The organism is Kordia sp., from assembly GCF_965224175.1.
GTDB lineage: Bacteria > Bacteroidota > Bacteroidia > Flavobacteriales > Flavobacteriaceae > Kordia.
In genome coordinates this window covers 5,354,967-5,375,528 of the sequence record NZ_OZ245041.1, presented here as the reverse complement: position 1 = coordinate 5,375,528, position 20,562 = coordinate 5,354,967, and the positions used below count along the sequence as shown (strand labels likewise).

The following is a 20,562-nucleotide window of genomic DNA, read 5'->3' as shown; positions in this document are numbered from 1 at the left end:
TAGCAGAATTAAAAATAAAAAATGAACAGATGAAAAATAATGCTGTTATTTTAATTGGAACACAGTTTTTCAAAAAGACCTTTTATACCAAAGGTCTTTTTGTACTGTTATCACTTTTTTTGATGGTTTTAGCCTATGTCACTATTTCGGGTTGGAATTCGTATGAAACTCACGATCATGCTGTAGAAAATCATCAAGAAATATCAAGAAAAAGTTGGGAAGACAATCCTGATAAGCATCCGCATAGAATGGCACATTTTGGCACGTTTGCTTTTCGTGATCAACATCCGCTGAGTATTTTTGATTCTGGAATAGAAAGTTATACAGGGAATTCCATTTTTTTAGAAGCACATAGACAAAATACCGCCAATTTTTCAGAAGCAAGTTTATCCACAGGTTTGGTTCGTTTTGGTGATTTGAATATAGCAATGCTTTTACAGTTAATCCTACCATTAATCATCTTCTTTATTGGCTATTCGTCCATTACTGCAGAAAAAGAAAATGGAACCCTGAAAATCATGTACATACAAGGAACATCACTAAAAAAAGTAATGTTAGGAAAAGCTTTGGGGTTGTTTCTCGTTTCTACTCTTTTCTTTGTTCCTTGTTTACTAGCGTTGTGGAGTATTTCACTGCAAGAAGAACATGTAATAAATAGCGCCATCATTGCAAGATCAGCATTAATTAGTATGAGTTATGTACTATTCTTTATGATTTTATGCTGTATCACGGTTATTGTTTCTGGAAAAAGTGCAAATTCTAACAAAGCATTATTGACATTATTAGGTGGTTGGTTGTTATTTTTTATCATCATTCCAAAAACGGCGCAAGTTATTGGAAACTCTATGTATCCAAATCCATCTAAAATTGCATTCAAAGCTGCTATTGAAGAAGAAGTTGTAAAACAAGGTGATAGTCACGATCCAGATGATCCGTATTTTAATTCTGTACGAGATTCTGTTTTAAAAGCTAATAACGTCGATGATATAAAAGATTTACCTTTTAACTATAGCGGTTTTTTAATGAGTAAAGGTGAAAAACAAACGGCTATCATTTATACGAGTCATCACAAGAAATTGATTGAAACGTATAAAAAACAAAATAGTATTACGGATAACTTAGTACTCATAAATCCTTATTTAGCTATCAAAAACTTATCTATGAGTTTGTCCGGAACTGATTTTTACACCTATTCCAATTTCCTATTGCAAACAGAAACTTACAGATATAAACAATCGCAATATTTGAATGAATTACAAATGAAATTCATAAGTAATAAGGCAAAAAGTAGTGAAGGAAAAGTAAATGTAATAGACAAATCGTATTGGAAAGCTGCACCAGAGTTTAGTTATGCGTTTGTTTCTATTACTGAAACTTTACGTAATCAAATCATTGCTGTAGTAGCACTCTTTATTTGGTTATTACTCGTTATTATTAGCATCACAAAGTTTTCTAATCGTTTTAAAATTATTTAGTCGTGTATCGTTTATTAATCAAACATTTTTTCAGATCAAAAACAGTCTGGTTAGCCTTTGGAATTCTTATGTTTCTGAGTGTGTTAAGTATTGGCACAGGAAAACAATTTTTAAACCAAAAACAAGCAGCCATTGCTAAAACTGCTATTCAGCAAGAGAAACATATAGAAACTCAAACCAAATTACACGAAGATGATATTGGACTCTTATTATATTATTTAAAATTTTCATTTGTAAATCCCTTAGATCCTTTGGCAGGAATTTCCATGGGACAAAGTGATCTGAATACACACATACAAAATGTCAAAATACTCAACTTAGAAGGTCAAAAATATGATACCGATTTGGTCAATCCGATGCGATTGCAAGTTGGGAATTTAGACATTAGTTTTTTGATCATTTTTCTCTTTCCATTAGTCATTATCGCGTTAAGCTTTAATGTTCTTTCTGAAGAAATGGAAAAAGGCACTTGGAAAATGATTACTACACAAGGAATTTCATCTTTTAAATTCTTGCTAAAGAAATTATCCATCCGAATAGGTTTTATTTACATCATACTAAGTGTCCTATTTTTATTGGCTAAAATTATTTTAAGCATTCCTTTTACTGTTAGCTTCATTTACATAATCCTTATAAGTTACTTGTATATTCTGTTTTGGTTTGCAGTTTGTTTCTTTGTGATTTTACTACGTAAATCTTCCAATACAAATGCTATTGTTTTACTAGCAAGTTGGTTAGTTTTAGTAGTGTTTTTACCTGTATTAGTTAACAATTATGTAGCAAACAAATATCCTGTTGATGAAGCATTTACAATGACAATTAAGCAACGAGATGAATATCATAAAAGATGGGATACGGATAAGCATGAAACGATGGAAAAATTCTATAATCATTATCCGCAATTTAGAAAATATGAATTGACAGAAACAGGATTTTCATGGCTTTGGTACTACGCAATGCAACAAATGGGAGACGACGAATCGAAAGCTGAAAGAAATGCTATGTATGATAAAATTCAAAAAAGAGAAGCTTTAAGTGCCTCCATTTCACAATTTTTTCCTCCGTTACAAGTGCAATTATCCATGAATTCTATTGCAAAAACTAGCTTATCAAATCATTTAGATTTCTTAAATGAAACCACAAAATTTCATGAAGACATTCGACTGCAATTATATCCTAAGATTTTTGAAAATCAACCTGCTTCTAGTGTAGATTGGCAAACATATAAACCTGTAATTTTTAAGTCTCAGAGCAATTTTAATATATTAAAAAGTTCTTTTTCTTTACTTTTACTTACTGTATTATTAATCAGTTTGGGGATTTATGGAAACATACGATATTTCAAATAAAATGCTACGAAGCATCACTTTCTTAATTGTATTTCTAATTTCAATGCATAATGTGTATGGACAGATTTCTTTTTATGGAAAGAATGTAAAACCAGGCACAAAAGAGCATTTTAAAATTCCGATTACAGCAAATAATCAGACTACGTTTATTCCAATTACAGTTTTTTGCGGAACTGAAACTGGTCCGACACTAGGAATTACTGCAGGTGTTCACGGTTACGAATATCCACCTATTATTGCTGCACAACAATTAATAAAACGCATCAATCCAAAAAAATTGAAAGGTGTTATTATTCTTGTTCAAATTGCAAATTTGGCTAGTTTTTCTGAACGATCACCTTTTATAAATCCTTTAGATAAAAAGAATTTAAACCGAATGTTTCCTGGTGATAAAGAAGGAAGTATTAGTGAACAAATTGCTGCATTTATCACTGAAAATGTCATTGCAAGATCGGACTTTTTTCTCGATATTCACGGTGGCGATGCGTCTGAAGACCTTTACTCCTATTCCGCTTATTATTCAAATAGTAATATGCCAGATGTATCTGAAAAAGCAAAAGAAATGGCAAAATCATTACTTTTTTCTTACGTTGTAGTTTTTAATACGAATGGAAAAAAATATATGTTGCCGGAAGAGCCTAGTTTGTATTGTTCTGCAGAAGCTTTTAAAAGAGGAATTCCTTCCGTAGATATTGAATGTGGAAAACTTGGAAAAAGTGATCAAGGTTTAGTTTCAAAAATTGAAGATGGCGTTTTTAATATGTTGAAACACCTCAAAATGTTAGATCAACGTCCAATCGTGCATCAAAATAAATCTTATACATTTATAGAAAATAGAACATGGCAATCTAGTAATCACGATGGAATTTTTTATCCTACAAAGCAATCAGGAGATCATGTTGAAAAAGGAATGAAACTCGGCATAATTACCGACTACTTCGGAAATACATTAGAAACTGTTTATGCTGAAAAAAGCGGTATCATTTTAATCATTGTAGGAACGCCACCTGTAAATAAAGGAGAAACGATCGTGGTGATCGGTAAAATTTAAGAAAATGATCAACCTCTTTTTTTTGAGTGTCACTTCATTTCCATACAGAATTAGAGTTACCGAATCTATAGAAACGCTAAATATTTTGATTGATATACCTAAAAAAATCTATTATTGATAACACTTACACAAATAAACACTAGATAATCAAATCACTAACAATTTACATGTTTGTTATTTTTTAGCGTGTAAACGAATGTTCTCAATAACATGTTCTCCTACATTGATACCTTGTGCTAATCCATTATCAATTGCAGCACGATAGTGAATTCCGCCGTATAAACGACTAATTGCTGCTTCTTGTGCTGCTTGATTGAAAGAAGTAAAATTTCTAGAAGGCAAACCATAACTCAATTCTGTATTGTCTGTGTAACTGAAGTGATCACCAAAAATATGGGTCAAAATAGTCGCTGCAGAACCAGAAACTACAGAATGTCCGCTAGTGTATTCTGGAAATGGCGGCGTTTGTAACAAAGGCTTCCAGTTTACATCTATATTTTGATTTATTAAGGTTTCCGGACGAATTAGATTACTTCTATATTTTTCATCCCAACAACTTATAAAACCTTCAAAAATTCCTATCGAAGTTAGGGTATTTGCATAGATCGTTTCTTCCAAATTGTAGTTGCTTTTTGTGCATGCAATATTTGTAATTCCTATCCAATGCGCACCTGGCGTTATCTTTTTAGTCGCTGTTACTAAATGTCCTGTACTAACAGCTACATATGGATTACAATCCCAAAACTGAGCTATCTTTACTTCTTCTGCCTTATCTCCTTCTCGCTCGATCTTCGTCGTTACATCGTAGACTTCTTGTAATTCTTTATAAAAATCACTGTCTTTTTCTAATGAAAATGTGGGATGCGGTTTTGGTTTAAATTGTGATGAATTGTATAAAACAAGCGTTCTAATTTTCATCCAATGTGGTTCAATTCCATCCATGTATGAAGGTGGTGTAGGTTGCCATCTTGAAGCATTATCAGGGTTTACAGTAAACTTAGGCATTGTACGTGTTTCTTTATAGTTATCTGTAGCAATCCAATCGTTAATATGCTTGGCAACACGAATTCCATAGTTTTTGGAAGCTTCAAATTCTTTTGCGTTCGTACTTTTCCATTCTTTATACAAAGAATCTTGATATGTATTGAGTAAATCTTGTGTGAAAATCAATTGTTTCCCAACTTCCAAATATGCGACGATTGCCGCAACATCAAAATTAATCGTTTCATTTGATGCCGGAATTGCTTCTAGTGATTGTATTTGTGTACTTAAAGAAGCATAGTTATCATTTTTTTGTGCAATAATTTCATAGGCAGCAATATTAGGATATACATAAATTCTGCTCGCTACTGGCGGCGAAAAAATATCATGCACCATAGTTCCCGTAAGTTTCTCTACTGCAGTTTGATACTCTTTTTCAGTTACTTGAATAGGTATAACTTTCGTATTACAACCTGTAAAAACACACAATAAACTACATACGATTAGAAGAAAGGTATTTTTCATATTTTATGTATTAACAATCATGTTAAAGATAGTAAGTTTTGGGAGTTTCAAAGTTATTCAAACTCTTTATCATAATAATTCGTTGCATCAGCTAAGAGTAAATCTAAAGCTGCTTTTTCGTTTTCAATCCGTTCCTTATCCCAATCCAAATAATTGATACAATCTTTTAAAATTACAGTAAGATACTTATGAATACTTTCAATATTAAAGTACAATCTTCCAGTTCTACGCACAAAGAAATCTGTGAGACTGTTGGTCATTTCGTTATGAATACAGTACCATAATTCAGCTCTAATCAAGCGTTCTTCTGGCGATCCGTCAATAAAAAAACTAGCTCTTTCTATGATATGAGTTCCTCTTTTTCCAAAAGTAGAACATAAATACCAAGCATAGTAACTGTCTTTAATTCCTATCGTTACTAACTTATCTTCTAATTCTTTTTGATATGCTTTCACTTCCGTAGATGAATGCATGGAAGGATTTACCAATTCGATGGTCTTGGTAGATGATTTTTTAAGTTTATCTTTCCGTTTTTTAGGCAATGTTTTTAAAACTTCATCAATTACACGTTGCGCCATTTTTCGGTAACCAGTCAATTTTCCTCCTGCAATAGAAATTAACCCGCTATCAGACACAAAAATTTCATCTTTTCGTGATAATTCTGAAGGATCTTTTTTCTCTTCGTGAATTAACGGACGTAATCCTGCCCAATTAGACTCGATATCATCAACCGTTAAATTAATGTCTGGAAATGTATCATTTGTAGCTTTTAGTAAATATGCTGCATCAGCTTTTGTCGCCACTACCCGTTCTAAGTTTCCAGAATAGTTTGTATCGGTTGTACCAACATAAGTACAACGGCCGCGTGGAATAGCAAAAATCATTCTTCCATCATCCACATCAAAATACACAGATTGTTTGATAGGCAATTTCTCATGCGGAAATACAATATGTACACCTTTTGTTAAGTGTAAATGTTTGTTGTTTTTGGAATGATCTTTTTCGCGAAGCAAATCTACCCATGGACCAGCTGCAGATACATAATTACGTGCTTTTATTTTTAGTTTTTTACCTGTATTATTATCGATACAGTTTAAATGTGTAATTTTAGAATCATCACCATAAGCAAACGACTCCATTTCGCAATAGTTGATAATTGTTGCTCCAAATTCTGTTGCTTTTTTGAGGATTTCTATGGTCAATCGTGCATCATCGGTTCTATATTCTGCATAATATCCACTTCCTAGTACTATGCTTTCATCTAACAAAGGTTCTTTATCTAATGTTTCTTTTTTGTTTAGCATTTTTCGTCGATCATCACCTCCAACGTTTGCCAATAAATCATAGACTTTCAACCCAATAGACGTCATCATTTTCCCATACGTTCCACCTTCAATCAATGGTAATAACATTTTTTCAGGAACCACTAAATGTGGCGCCAATTTATGTACGATAGCACGTTCTGAGCCAGATTCACGTACCAAACCAATTTCTAATTGTTTTAAGTACCTCAATCCACCATGAATCAGCTTTGTAGATTTATTGCTTGTTCCTGAGGCAAAATCGTTTTTCTCAATCAAACATACATTCATTCCTCTAGAAGAAGCGTCTAAGGCAATTCCTGCGCCTGTAACGCCGCCGCCAATTATAACTAAATCAAAAGTTTCAGATTTTATCTTCTTGAGTTGTCGTTGTCGATCTAATACTGAAAAAAGGATATCTTTTGATTGTGTTTTCTTTTTGTTTGAACTTTTGGTACGTTCTACCGCTTTTTGCCAGCCTTTGTATTTCTTTTTTCGTGTTTTAGGTTTCATCTGTGAAGTGAATACAGTATCTATTTCACGAATTGTTTCAATATCATCTTTTGTCCAAATTCCTGCTTTTATTCCTGCTAACAGTGCTGCTCCAAACGCGGTGACTTCAATCATTTTGGGTCTATCAACTTCTACATTTAAAATATCTGATTGAAACTGCATTAAATAGTTATTTGCGCTTGCGCCACCATCAACTTTAAGCGTTTTCATTTCTTTACCGCTATCGTTGATCATTGCAGTAATAACATCTTTCGTTTGATATGCCAATGCTTCAACCGTAGCCTTGATAAGTTCATTTTTGCCTGTATCTAAAGTCATTCCATAAATACTTCCTTTCGCTTTGTCGTCCCAATATGGTGCGCCTAATCCAGCGAAAGCTGGAACTACATATATATCTTTTAAAGGCGGAATACTGTTACAGATTGCTTCTGTATCAGATGCTTTTTCAATCAATTCCATTCGGTCACGTAACCACTGAATAGAAGCTCCTCCTACAAAAATACTTCCTTCTAAAGCATATTTTACAGGTTCAGATTCTAAACTACAAGTTAAGGTAGTTAGTAATCCACTTTTGGAAGTCACAATCGTTTTTCCAATATTCAACAACATAAAACAGCCTGTTCCATACGTATTTTTAGCAATTCCTGACTTAAAACCACCTTGCCCAAATAATGAAGCTTGTTGATCCCCAGCAACGCCGTAAATTGGAATTTCAGTTCCTTTGTAATCAATACTTCCAAAATCTGAAGATGATTGTTGCACAGTTGGCAATATAGATTTCGGAATTTGTAATGCTTTTAATAATGCATCATCCCAACAAAGATTTTTAATGTCATAAATCATGGTGCGTGACGCATTTGTATGATCAGTCACATGCTTTTCTCCGTTGGTAAATTTGTAAATCAACCAACTATCAATAGTTCCAAAACAAAGTTTTCCTGCGTCTGCTTTTTCGCGTGCTCCTTCAACATTATCTATAATCCATTTTAATTTTGTTCCAGAGAAATACGAATCAATTACCAGACCTGTAGATTTACGAACATAGTTAGAAAGTCCGTTTTGCTTCAATTTATCACAAATTTCAGTGGTTCTTTTGTCCAACCAAACAATCGCATTGTGAATAGGTTTTCCTGTTTCTTTATCCCAAACAACCGTAGTTTCACGCTGATTCGTAATTCCAACAGCAGCAATTTCTTCAGCATGAATTCCACAATCTGAAATTGCTTTATGAAAGGTTTCCAATTGATCATTATAAATATCCATTGGATCATGTTCTACCCAACCTGACTTCGGATAATGCTGCGTGAGTTCTTTTTGTGCAATAGCTTGAATTTGCCCTTTTTGATCAAAAATAATCGTTCGCGTACTGGTCGTTCCTTGGTCAAAGGCGACTACATATTTCTTTTCCATTGGTTGTAATTTGGTCTTTAGGTTTGTTTTTTATTTGAATATGAGATATGTACTTAATACCATGATCGTGATAATGAGCCCTACAGTTTTTGCATGTTTCCAAGGTGTAATATCAATTTCTTGTGTCACTTTTGGTGTATATACTTCCGTTTTTGGTTTTAGTTTTCCAATGACAAGCATGATTCCGATATTTATTACAAATAGAATTCCCATGATGTGTAAAAAGTGTGGATACGCATTTGCTTTAATGATTCCTAGTTCTTTGGTATTGGTTATACCATTTGCAGCTGCATCTGTTAAAGCTGCATCAACAAATATTGGACTTACTACAAATTGACTAATTAAATACATTGCTACGCCAACTGTAAGTACAATTTTTGCTCCAAGTGCAGGTACATGTTTGGTTAAAATTCCAATAGTAACAACCGCTAAAATTGGTACACTCAAACTTCCTAAAGACTCTTGAATGTAAGCAAATAAACCATCTGGAGCATTCGCGATAAATGGAGCAATTGACATTGAAATTACGGCTAATAGTAGTCCGAATGTTTTCCCTGCCTTTACCGTTTGCTTTTCTGTAGCATCTTTTTTGAAGTATTGTTTGTATAGGTCGAAACCAAATAGCGTTGCACTACTATTAAGTAAACTATTAAAAGAACTCAAAACTGCACCAAATAATACCGCAGCAAAGAATCCTAGATAAGCACCTGGTAATACTTTTCGAACCAAAGAAGGATACGCTTGATCTGCATTTTCAAGATTTCCATCAAATATATGCCATGCAATAATCCCTGGAAGTACAACGATAATTGGAATTAAGAATTTGACAAATCCAGCGAGAATCATTCCTTTTTGTCCTTCTTTTAGACTTTTAGCGCCAAAAACTCGTTGCAAAATAGATTGATTGGTTCCCCAATAATACATTTGCGCAATCATCATTCCTGTAAAGATCGTTCCAAATGGTATAGAAGCATCTACATCTCCAATAGCATCAAATTTTTCGGGATTATCATTCCAAAGTGTACTTAATCCATCAGAAACACTTCCGTCTCCAATCAGTAATAACCCAAAAATTGGAATTAATAATCCACCAATCAATAATCCAATCGCGTTTACTAAATCGGAAACTGCAACAGCTTTTAATCCACCAAAAATGGCATAAATGACACCTATAATTCCTATAGACCAAACACAAATTCCAATAACGCCAGCTTGCGACATTCCAAAAAGTGTTGGTAAATCGAACATTGTACTAAACGCTAACGAACCTGAATATAGGATAGTTGGCAATAATACAACTCCAAAAGCGATGATAAATAAAATAGACAGAATAGCCTTTGTTTGTTTGTCAAATCGATCTTGAATAAACTCTGGAATCGTGGTAATTCCTGAACGCATATATTTTGGTAGCAGATAAATTGCTGTAAATATCATAGCAATTGCAGCCAGCGTTTCCCATGCCATTACCAAAACACCTTCTGTGAATGATTGTCCGTTTAGTCCAACTATTTGTTCTGCTGAAAGATTTGTTAGCAGTAAAGAACCTGCTATGGTAATAAATCCGAGGCTTCTCCCACCAAGATAGTATCCTTTTGCGGTACTTTCGTCTGTACCTCTGGTGGCATACCACGCAATAAATGCTACTAAAAGTGTAAAACCAATAAATGAAACGATTGATAATGTGTCCATAAGTTAGATCTTTTTAAATTGAATTAAACCACAAGCAGGCGTTTCTACTTCATATAAACCTTCGCTTAGTGTAGAATTGTATCGACTGATTACTTTCCCCATACAATTAGAAATTGTAACGCTATATTGTCCTAAATCAAGCATACTTTTTATCACAACCGAAGTTGTTAATTTTCCGTTGATGATATCTATTACATCTGCCATTTCGGATATTTGTACAACGTGATCGTCAAAGACTCCCATAATTAAGTTTCCATTTTTAGAGACTTGATTTAATGGATAGTTTGCCAATGGTCGTGATGGAATAAAGTGTCCTGTGGTAATTGTGTCTTTGTTACTGTTCCAGTAATTTGTGTAAAATTTAATCATTTTTAAGTGATTTTCAGGAACATTTCGAAGCATTACTGAAATTTGAGGTACACCAAAGAGCGTATTTACCAATTGTAATGCTGCAACTTCTAGCTTTTCATCATTATGCCATGTAATCATATCACTGTGTACTGCTGTATTTCCTGCCAACATTTTGATATCTGCAATACGAACACGATTCATTACTCCATCGCCAGGACAATCGAATGCACGAAACATGTTTCCATATTTTCGCATGGCCGGACCTGTGTATTTTTGTCTAAATTCTATAAATACGTCAGGGTTTATATTGCGTAATGTATACATAACATCCATGAGCAGCCTGTCTACTGCTTCATTGATGGAATGATAATCCATTTCATCATTCTTATCGCGTAAGGTATCTGGATAGAGTTTGAAATCGTCAATAAAATCAAGCTTAAAGCCATCTAAATTCCAGTCGACTAAAGCTGTTTTGTATATATTAATAAGATAGTTTCTAACTTCTGGATAACGTGGATCAAATACTGGTGCCCAACGGTGGTTTTCTGTTAAGAATTTTCCTTTGAAACGTTTGTAAGCTTCTGATTTTTTTCCACAGAAAGGAACAGAATACCAGAAACCAACTTTCATTCCTGTTTCATGTACGCGATTTACAAATTCTTTAGTTTTTGACAAACGATCTGGATTCCAATCGCCTGTATAATCATATCCACGATTGTTATCGTTGGTTTGCCAGCCATCATCAATGACGATGGTTCTATATCCTAGACTGTATGCAAGTTTACATTCTTCAACCAAAGCATCTTCTTCTAAATCTTGATGAAATTGATACCATGTTGAATATAAAGGTGTTTGGGCTATTTCTGGCACAAATGCAGGTGTAAGATTTTCAAAACTTTCCCACCACGTAGAAACTTCACGAATAGCTTCTGAAAAGTGTTTTTCTTCTGAATCGATTCGAATTTGTACATTGAAATGATTCAATTTTGAATGACGTTCTGCAAACATCGTGATATGACAGTAGAAGCAATCGTCTTCTTCACGTATGACTGCATCTAATTCTAATTTATTGATTGCATTTGAACATGCAAACGTATGTCTATTTTCATCATTATTTCCAAATAGCGAGATGATTGGAGAATCGATAGAAATACGTGATTCCATTGGCTTTAGTTCCCAATCGGCTTGAATACGTTTTGCAAAATCTGTTGTAGGTTTCCAAATACCTTTGATATTGTGTGCTGGAATTTTCCACTTTACTGTAATTGGTCCTGGAATTTCAGGTTGAACAGCTGTAATGTTAAGTTCATAGATCGAAATTCCATTTTTACTGTAAATTTCGTTCAAATGCGATTTAAAGTTCGCTGAGTTTCCAACGATTTGAATTTCTGTTTTAGGGATTATATGGTTTGCTGTCATCATTATTTTTATCGTTCTTTTATGGTAAAGATTTTTGCTGTTGTACTATTGCGTGACGCTAAAATCAATTCTTCTCCTGTATTTGATTGGAAGCCTAGTATGTGATGCGATTGTTCGGGCACATAAAACCCTGAAGTTTCAGTTGAAATTACTTCAAAACCATTATTGCTACCTTTGAGGTATATACCAATCAAAGCATCATGTAAACCGTAGTTGGTTTCTGCTGTTAAATCATTTCCAACTAATAAAGCATCCATAAAACCATCATTATCTATATCTTTTACTAGAATATCATTGATAGGAGCCATTTGGCAAGCTTCTGGAAGTTTAGTGATCTGGTAATTTCCGTCACCTAGGTTTTCTACATAACTACTTGAAAATGTCGTAGCTTTTAGTGTTTCTGCTTCTAGATTTTCTATGTTGAGTAATTCAGTGAAACTAACTTTTGCAAATTCTTCGTAGGTTAAGTATCTATCTTTTAGTTTTACCAATTGCTTCATGACATCGTCACGTGTTTGTACTGGTAAAAGTGTATTGTTATTTTTAGGATCATTGAAGTATTGTGCTATAATTGGATCTGTACTTCCGTTACTGTCAAAGTCTTTTTTGTAAACATATACAGGTTTATTTTCTTTTGGTAATACAAAACCATTTTCTCCTTGATTTCCTACAATAAAATCTATATCGCCATCCTTATCGAAGTCTGCTACTTCAATAGTATTCCACCAACCAAAAGTTTCTACAGGTACGTTTGAAATATTTGTAAAGTTGGGTATTGATTTTTCTAGTTTTCCTTTGTTGTTTAGTAAGATTGTGATTGGCATCCACTCACCTACTACAATTAAATCGTCCCAACCATCATTATTGATGTCTTGCCATTTCGCATCAGTAATCATTCCTAGATTTTGAAGTACAGTATTGTTTGCTTCTGAAAAATTACCATTATTGTTGAGTAACAATTGACTTTTAGGCGTTTGCGGATAGCTTCCTTTTATAATTCTGCTTCCGACGAAGATATCAACGTCACCATCTTTATCGAAATCATTTGGTCGAACACATGCACTGACTTCTGTCACTTTTGGCAACTTGTTTTCAGCTTGACTGAAATTACCTTTACCATCATTTAAATAGATACGATCTTGTAATAACGGTGCATTTTTTTGAACTTCAGTTCCGCCACTAGCGATATATAAATCCAAATCGCTATCATTGTCAATGTCTACAAAAACGGCGTTTGTATCTTCATGTTTACTGTCTAATTCTTGTTTGAGTTCAAAGTTCCCATCTTTGTTTTGTGTCCAAATTGTCGAAGGTTCACCTTTGCTTCCACCGATAAATAATTCGTCTCCGATTTTATTATCAATATTTGCAGCAGTAATACAAGGTCCAAATTTAGAATATTGACGCATTAATAAGTGTTGCAATACATAGTCATGACCTCGATTTTCTTTGTGTGTGAAGTTTAGTTTATGCGAAACATCAGTTAGAATTGTTTCAGTTGTATTTTTTTGTGAATTTTCTTTTGTAGCCGATTTTATATTTACAGTAACAATAGCATTTATTTTTACATTATTCGCTTTAGAAATACTTCCATTTGGCCAAGTGATTTTTAGTGAATCAACTGCGGTATTTGACGCGAGACCAAAGTGTACTATTGGTTCCATTGACGATAAATAGCCTCGAATTACTGTTTGGTATTGGTGCTGTGATTTTCCATTTTGCCAAATCGTTACTTTTGCTCCAATGGCTTTTGCGTTGTCTTTTTCGCCAATTAATTTTACTCTTAAATAGTTGTTTTTTTCAAACTTTTCAGCATTGTTCTTTAATAAGAAAGCTTTCTGATTGATGTTGTTTACCACCAAATCTAAATCGCCATCATTATCAAAATCTGCATACGCTGCGCCATTTGAGAATGAATTTTTCGCTGTTTTCCATGCTTCGCTTACGTTATTAAACTGAATGGCTCCATTATTTTCATAGAAATAGTTAGGTAATTTTACACTTGGAATTTTGTTGAGCAATTCTCGCAAACGTTTCGTTCGCGATTCTTTGCTTCCAAACATGGTATTTTGTGTAGAATAATTGATGAAGTCTAAATCTGTTAAGTCTTTTACATATCCATTAGTGATGTACGCATCTTTGTCTCCATCATTGTCAAAATCTGCCAGAATTGGCGTCCAACTCCAATCGGTAGAAGCCATTCCAGACATATAGCCTACTTCACTTGCTTTCAAAATACTATCATTCAGCATTCCGTTGTGTAATTGTAGAGTATTGTGCATGAACTGCGAGTTGTAATTGTTACGCTTTGAGAGTTCGTATTTGTCATAATTCATAACACCTAACATGCGTTTTTGACGATCATAGCTTTCTGGTAACATATCAACTACCAAAATATCTGGATTTGCATCATTGTTGATGTCTGCAATATCAACGCCCATTGCATTGTATGTAATGTGACTTAGAAATTGTTTGTTACTTTCAGTAAAACCTTGGTGTTTGTTAGTTTCTGGATTGTTTCCATTGTTGATGTAGAGTAAATCTTCTGTAATAAAATCGTTGGAAACATAGATGTCTGGTAAATTATCATTGTTAAAATCTTGAATGTTTACACCTAATGAAAATCCTTTGTAAGTAATGCCTAAACTGTCTGAAACATCTGTAAATACAGGATGATTCGCGCCTTCTTTACGATCGTTTCGTAATAAGATGTCTGCTAGATTTTTTGGCATGTAGTTTTTTGGTACTGGAGAGTTTTTATCAAATTTCACATTTCCGTTTCGTGTGATGAATACATCTAAATCTCCATCAAGGTCATAATCAAAAAAGACCGCTTGTTGGCTGTAATTTCCGTCTGCCAAGTTGTATTCCGCTGCTTGTTCTTTGAATGTTGGAATTCCTTCTTTATTTACACCTTGATTGATATATAGCAGATTTTCACAATCATTTTTACAGTTTGCTCCACCAACATTTAGATAAATGTCATCAAAACCATCTGAATTGATATCAACAACAGAAACTCCTGTAACCCAACTATTTGTTTGAAAATTTGCTTTTTCATTGATGTCTTCAAACTTGAAATCACCTTTGTTCAAGTATATTTTCGAGGATACTTGATTTCCAGTGAATACAAGATCAGAAAGACCATCATTATTAAAATCACCAATACCAACACCTCCGCCGTTGTATGCATATTGAAACATGACCACATTTATGGAGTCATCTTCTGTAATGGTATTATTAAAATATATGTTGGATGTTGATGCTTTTACATAGGAGAATTTTGTATTTGAGTTTTCTGTGTTACAGGAAACTAAAAGACAAACGAGTAGAATTATGAAGCAGATGTTTTTCAATTGTATCACTATTTTTTTTACTAAAAATATAATTATTAGTTGAGGAAAAGCCAAGTTTAGGGAAACTTGACTTTTCGTCAATTAATTAAAAAACTAATCCAAATAGTTTAATTAACACTTATTGTAATATCAATTCTATATTAGAATATATTTATGTTTTTAATTTTCAACACTTTAAACAAAAGTGTCAAATCGAATAAAGTTGAGATCAAATAAAACTGATATTTATAATTTCTCAACTGTATTCGAAGTGACAAGCGTTTGATTTTTTGAACTCAAAAATTCTTAATAAAAACTCTCGTAGTATTAAAAAATCAAAGCTATTTTACTTTTGCATCGAATAATAAAAAAACTTTTTTTAGCATGTTTTTAATATCCTGGATTCTGTGTTAGATTAGGGTTCGCATCTAATTCAGAGTTTGGTATCCAGATTAATTCATGCTTTGAAGCTTGGTATGTTCCGCCACTTAACGATTTTGGATGGTATGTTTGTGAACCATTTGTTACGTGAAGTGATGTGTTTCCTAAGTAATCATCTGCCAATCCCCAACGTACTAGATCAAAGAAACGATGTCCTTCTCCTGCTAATTCCATTGCTCTTTCGTTAATAATTGCTTGGCGCATATCTGCTTGACTCAACGTTGTAGAGATTGGAGCTAAACCTGAACCTGGTCTTTCTCGCACCATGTTTACATAACCACCAGCTGCAGCAGTCATTCCATCTTCGTTTAAGGCTTCTGCTAACATTAATAATACATCTGCATAGCGAATAATTCTCCAATTGTTTCCAACGTTTGTTCCTAAGAAATCTACTTCTCCTCTAGTTCCTAAATCCATTCCTGAATATTTTTTAGAAAAAATTGCTTCTACATTTGCATCTGTAGCTACAGGAATATCATCTACGAAATCTGTCATAAATGGAAGTCCTCCATATCCAGTAGCTCCTGTATAATTGTATGCTAAGGTTTCGTTTCTTCTAAATGTATCTCCATTTGCTTCAAATAAAGCTCTTAACCAAGGATTTACTACGTGACTTTGATCTGGAGATTTTGCAGGCGGTGCATAATCAATATGATAGTTACCCATAGTTCCTGTTTGTGGAATGTCTGATCCCCAAACAAAGTTTGCCTGTCCTAAGAATTGTAATTCGAATACAGATTCTGAATTGTTTTCGTTGGTTGTTGTAAAGTTATCTCCAAATTGAGCTGCTGGTAATAAACTGTATTGTCCTACCAAATCATCTAAGGTTTGATGTGCGTTTGCCCATTGTCCCATGTATAAATAACTTTTCCCTTTCAACGCTCTTGCAGCTCCAGAAGTTGGGCGACCAAGATTTTCTCCTGACCAGCTAGATGGTAACATTTGTTCTGCCATTTCTAAGTCTGCAATAATTTGAGTCCAAACAGCTTCTGGTGTTGCTTGGTTCACTAATAAATTATCTAAATCTGGCAAATCAGTAATTAAAGGTACATTTCCGTAAAGATTTACTAAGTACCAATAATCAAATGCTCTTAAAAAATATGCCTGACCAACTAATGCGTTGTAATCTTCTGTTGAAATGGCAGTTGTGGATGTGTTTACAATAATATTGTTACATCTTGCGATAGATTTATACAATTCTTGCCAAGGTTCTGTAGCCCAACGATCGCCAGGATTTCCTTGAAATGTTGACATTGCCGTATTGCTTCCGAAAGGAAAAATATTGAATTCATCTGAACGAAGCAGTGCGCCTGTATGCACAATTCTTCCCCAGAAAAACGTTCCTGTTATTGGGTGAAATGCTCCATTTACAGCAGCTTCTACTTGTTCTACGGAAGTACCAAAGTTTGCTGTTGAAGTGGCGTTATTGTTTTGCTGATCTAAGATATCATCAGAACAAGCAGCTACAACAAACACCAACACTAATGTTAGCAAACTAACGACTGATTTTAGGTTAAATAATTTTTTCATCTTTATTTTTTTTTATTTTAAAAAGTTGCTTGTAGTCCAACACTAAATGTACGTGCATTTGGGTATGCTCTTGCATCTAATCCTCTTCCTAATAATGGATTTACATTTGGTCTTACTCCAGGGACACCTGAATTTAAGTTTGCTCTACCACCATTTGTTGAGGCAACATCTGGATCGTAACCACTGTAATTTGTAATTACGAATACGTTTTGAACATTTAACGATAATCGAACATCGTTTATCCAATCTACACCTAAGAATCCGTTTTCGAAATTGTATCCAACTTCTAAGTTTTTAAGTCTGAAGTATGATCCGTCTTCTACGAAGAATGATGAAGGTTCTCTATTTCCTCCTGGATCAGCTTCTGTTGCAATTGGAATGTTTGTATTTGTATTTGTCGGTGTCCATGCGTTTAATACTTCTGTCAATTTACCACCATCTTGCCAAAGAATGTTGTAATAACGGCTTAAGTTGTAAATTTCATTTCCTTGTACACCATTGAAACTTAATGCGAAATCAAATTTCTTATAATTAGCTGTGATATTTAAACCATAAGTAAAATCTGGTGTTGGATCACCAATAATTGTTTTATCATCATCATCTACGGTTCCGTCTCCATTAGTATCTACTCGTACAAAGTTTCCTGTTGCGGGATCTACTAAATCTTCAACAACCCAACCATAAAATGCTCCAACTGGTCCGTTTGCCTCTGTTCTGTTCACCACACGTAAGTCTTCATCAATTCCAGGTCCTAAGATTGTTGCTGGAATGTCTTCTGCTTCGTTTTTAAGATTAAAAGAGAAGTTAGTTCCAATTGTATATGTAAAATCTCCTTCAGATTTATTGTAGCTTAAGTCAAATTCAAAACCATTATTTACTAAGGTTCCTGCATTTCTTGTAACTGGCAAACTTACACCTGACGTTGATGGTACATTAATTGGCACCAATGCATCTTCTACATTTTTAGAGTAGTAATCTGCTGTGAATTTGATTTTGTTATCTAACAACGCCATATCAATACCAATATCAAATGTTTTTGTTGTTTCCCATACTAGGTTTTCATCTGCTAATGTTGTTTGCGCTAAACCAGTTGCCGTAGTTCCACCAAAACTTGCATTAGATTGATTTGCTAAGAACACTGCTTGTGTTGGGTAAAACTGATCTGGATAGGATCCTAATTCACCATATGAAGCTCTGACTTTAAAGAAGTTAATCAATTCTGATTTCCAAAATTCTTCACTACTTACATTCCAAGCTCCTGAGAACGCTGGAAAATAACCAACTCTATTTTTTTCTGCAAATCGTGAAGAAGCATCGCGTCTTACGGTTGCTGAGAATAAGTATTTGTTATCATATCCGTAGTTTACTCTACCAAAGTATGATAATAAAGCTGCTTCATTGCTAGCTCCGAGTGTTTGTGTAACTGAAGTTAAAGCACTTGCTACTTGAATTGAGTTTGCAGGTGTTCCTTCTCCATATACTCCATTACTATCTTGTTTTTCAATAAATCGTGTATGACCTAATACAACTCCAAGTTTGTGAACATCATTAAATGTTTTATCGTATGAAATTGTTGGCTCAAATAATAGGTTTACATCATCTTGTACAAAATTTGTTAGATCATTTAGTTCGTTTACATTACGAACAGGATCGATACTATTTCCACTTGTTACTGAATTTGTCATTAAGTATGTTGGTGTAAACTGAAAGTTTGTTCTATTTCTATAGTCAACACCTAAATTTACAGATGCTTTTAAGTTTTCTGTAATTTCATAATCAATTTTCAAGCTTGCGAACATTGTTCTTGTAGTCTCTAAATTGTTTTCTAAAGAAGCCAATCCGAATTGATTTACACCACCAGGACCATGAATTGGATCAGTTGGACCAGCAAAACCGCCATCATTATTTGGGTCAGACAATGCAATTGTTGGCGCTGTTGTTCCATCAAAACCATACCAATTATTCTCTTGAAGTTTTCCTTCTGTTAATCCTAAAGATTGTGTAACTGTGAATTTTCCTAATTCGTGTTTTGAGTTGAAACGTGCGTTTAATCGTTTAAATCCTGAACCAACTAAAATACCATCTTGGTAAAAATAGTTTACAGAACCAAAGTACGATGATTTTTCACCTCCACCTGAAATAGACAGTCCGTAATCTTCTACAATTCCTGATTGTAATGATTCTTCTTGCCAATCTGTATCTACACCATTCCAAGCAACTGTTGTTGACGAACCGTCATTGGCGAAACGCTGATTTAAGTAATTCGTATATTGTTGACCGTTGATAAAGTCTAACTTCTTACTTGGCGAATCAACACCAATTCTAGAGTTAAATGTCACCCTTAATGCTTGGTCTTTTTTTCCGTGATTTGTTGTGATTAAAACTACACCATTTGCAGCTCTTGATCCGTAAATTGCTGCTGCTGCCGCATCTTTTAAGACTGAAATGTCTGCGATATCTTTTGGGTTTACATAATCCATATTATCAACAAACAATCCATCAACTATATATAGTGGATCTGCATTGCTTAAGGAGTTTATACCACGAATGAATACGTTTGCAGAACCTCCTGGCTGTCCACCAAAACTTTCCACTTGTATTCCTGGCAATTTACCTTGTAAAGCTACCGTTGGATTTCCTGCAATGGTATTAGCAATTTCTTTTCCTTTTATGGTACTTACCGCACTTGTTGCTTGTCGCTTACTAGAAGTTCCATATCCGACAAGGACAACTTCATCAAGAGCAGCTGTATCTTCTATTAATGTTACATCGAGAGTTGCGCTTCCATCATAAGCGACTTCTTGTGTTTTGTATCCTACATAGCTAAACACGATAATATCGCCAGTATTTACGTCATTTAATGTGTATTTCCCGTCAAAGTCGGTAACAGCACCATTTGAGGTACCTTTTACGGTCACATTTACACCTGGAAGCGGAATAGTTCCGTCGGTAATTGTCCCCGAAACTGTTTGTGCATTTACTGCAAAACCAAATAAAACAAAGGTCATACAGCATAATAGTCTTATTAATTTTTTATCCATAAGAATATTGTTAAGGTTAGTTAGTTGATTAATTTATTCGTTTTTTTAAATGTAAATATTACGCTTATTAGTTTTTTCATAAAAAAATCTAAGACGGCTGGCCATCTTAGCTAAGAGCGAAATACAAAACTGTGATACAGTATGCTACTCT

Annotated in this window: 10 protein-coding genes; 3 read left to right on the top strand and 7 right to left on the bottom strand. The window is 34.0% G+C overall.

Annotated features, from left to right (window positions below; genetic code table 11):
* The first annotated feature begins 29 nt into the window (after positions 1-29).
* Genes ACOQOS_RS23565 through ACOQOS_RS23555 form a run of 3 tightly spaced genes read left to right on the top strand, consistent with a single transcriptional unit; the run spans position 30 to position 3,875 of the window.
* Positions 30-1,475, top strand: a complete 1,446-nt coding sequence (locus ACOQOS_RS23565; protein WP_420572888.1) for a DUF3526 domain-containing protein — start codon at positions 30-32, stop codon at positions 1,473-1,475.
* Between the two features lie 2 nt (positions 1,476-1,477).
* A complete protein-coding gene (locus tag ACOQOS_RS23560; protein ID WP_420572887.1) occupies positions 1,478-2,824 on the top strand; it encodes a DUF3526 domain-containing protein in 1,347 nt (448 codons plus the stop codon).
* On the top strand, positions 2,799-3,875 hold the full coding sequence (locus ACOQOS_RS23555) for a succinylglutamate desuccinylase/aspartoacylase family protein (RefSeq protein WP_420572886.1): 1,077 nt from the start codon (positions 2,799-2,801) through the stop codon (positions 3,873-3,875). The genes ACOQOS_RS23560 and ACOQOS_RS23555 overlap by 26 nt, the downstream gene beginning before the upstream one ends.
* A gap of 174 nt (positions 3,876-4,049) precedes the next feature.
* On the opposite strand, the gene ACOQOS_RS23550 is transcribed toward ACOQOS_RS23555, so the two are convergent.
* The 7 genes from ACOQOS_RS23550 to ACOQOS_RS23520 all read right to left on the bottom strand — a co-directional run bounded on the left by ACOQOS_RS23550 (position 4,050) and on the right by ACOQOS_RS23520 (position 20,378).
* Entirely contained in the window at positions 4,050-5,381 is a 1,332-nt protein-coding gene (locus tag ACOQOS_RS23550) for a vanadium-dependent haloperoxidase (protein ID WP_420572885.1), read from the bottom strand.
* A gap of 53 nt (positions 5,382-5,434) precedes the next feature.
* Entirely contained in the window at positions 5,435-8,605 is a 3,171-nt protein-coding gene (gene glpK, locus ACOQOS_RS23545; protein ID WP_420572884.1) for a glycerol kinase GlpK, read from the bottom strand.
* Between the two features lie 30 nt (positions 8,606-8,635).
* A complete protein-coding gene (locus ACOQOS_RS23540) occupies positions 8,636-10,294 on the bottom strand; it encodes a solute:sodium symporter family transporter (RefSeq protein ID WP_420572883.1) in 1,659 nt (552 codons plus the stop codon).
* Between the two features lie 3 nt (positions 10,295-10,297).
* Positions 10,298-12,067, bottom strand: a complete 1,770-nt coding sequence (locus tag ACOQOS_RS23535; RefSeq protein WP_420572882.1) for a glycoside hydrolase family 36 protein — start codon at positions 12,065-12,067, stop codon at positions 10,298-10,300.
* Between the two features lie 5 nt (positions 12,068-12,072).
* Positions 12,073-15,420 (bottom strand): VCBS repeat-containing protein, encoded by a 3,348-nt coding sequence (locus ACOQOS_RS23530; RefSeq protein WP_420572881.1) that lies wholly within the window; start codon positions 15,418-15,420, stop codon positions 12,073-12,075.
* A 369-nt stretch (positions 15,421-15,789) separates the two neighbouring features.
* On the bottom strand, positions 15,790-17,370 hold the full coding sequence (locus ACOQOS_RS23525) for a RagB/SusD family nutrient uptake outer membrane protein (protein WP_420572880.1): 1,581 nt from the start codon (positions 17,368-17,370) through the stop codon (positions 15,790-15,792).
* A 17-nt stretch (positions 17,371-17,387) separates the two neighbouring features.
* Positions 17,388-20,378, bottom strand: a complete 2,991-nt coding sequence (locus tag ACOQOS_RS23520; RefSeq protein ID WP_420572879.1) for a SusC/RagA family TonB-linked outer membrane protein — start codon at positions 20,376-20,378, stop codon at positions 17,388-17,390.
* Positions 20,379-20,562 lie beyond the last annotated feature (184 nt).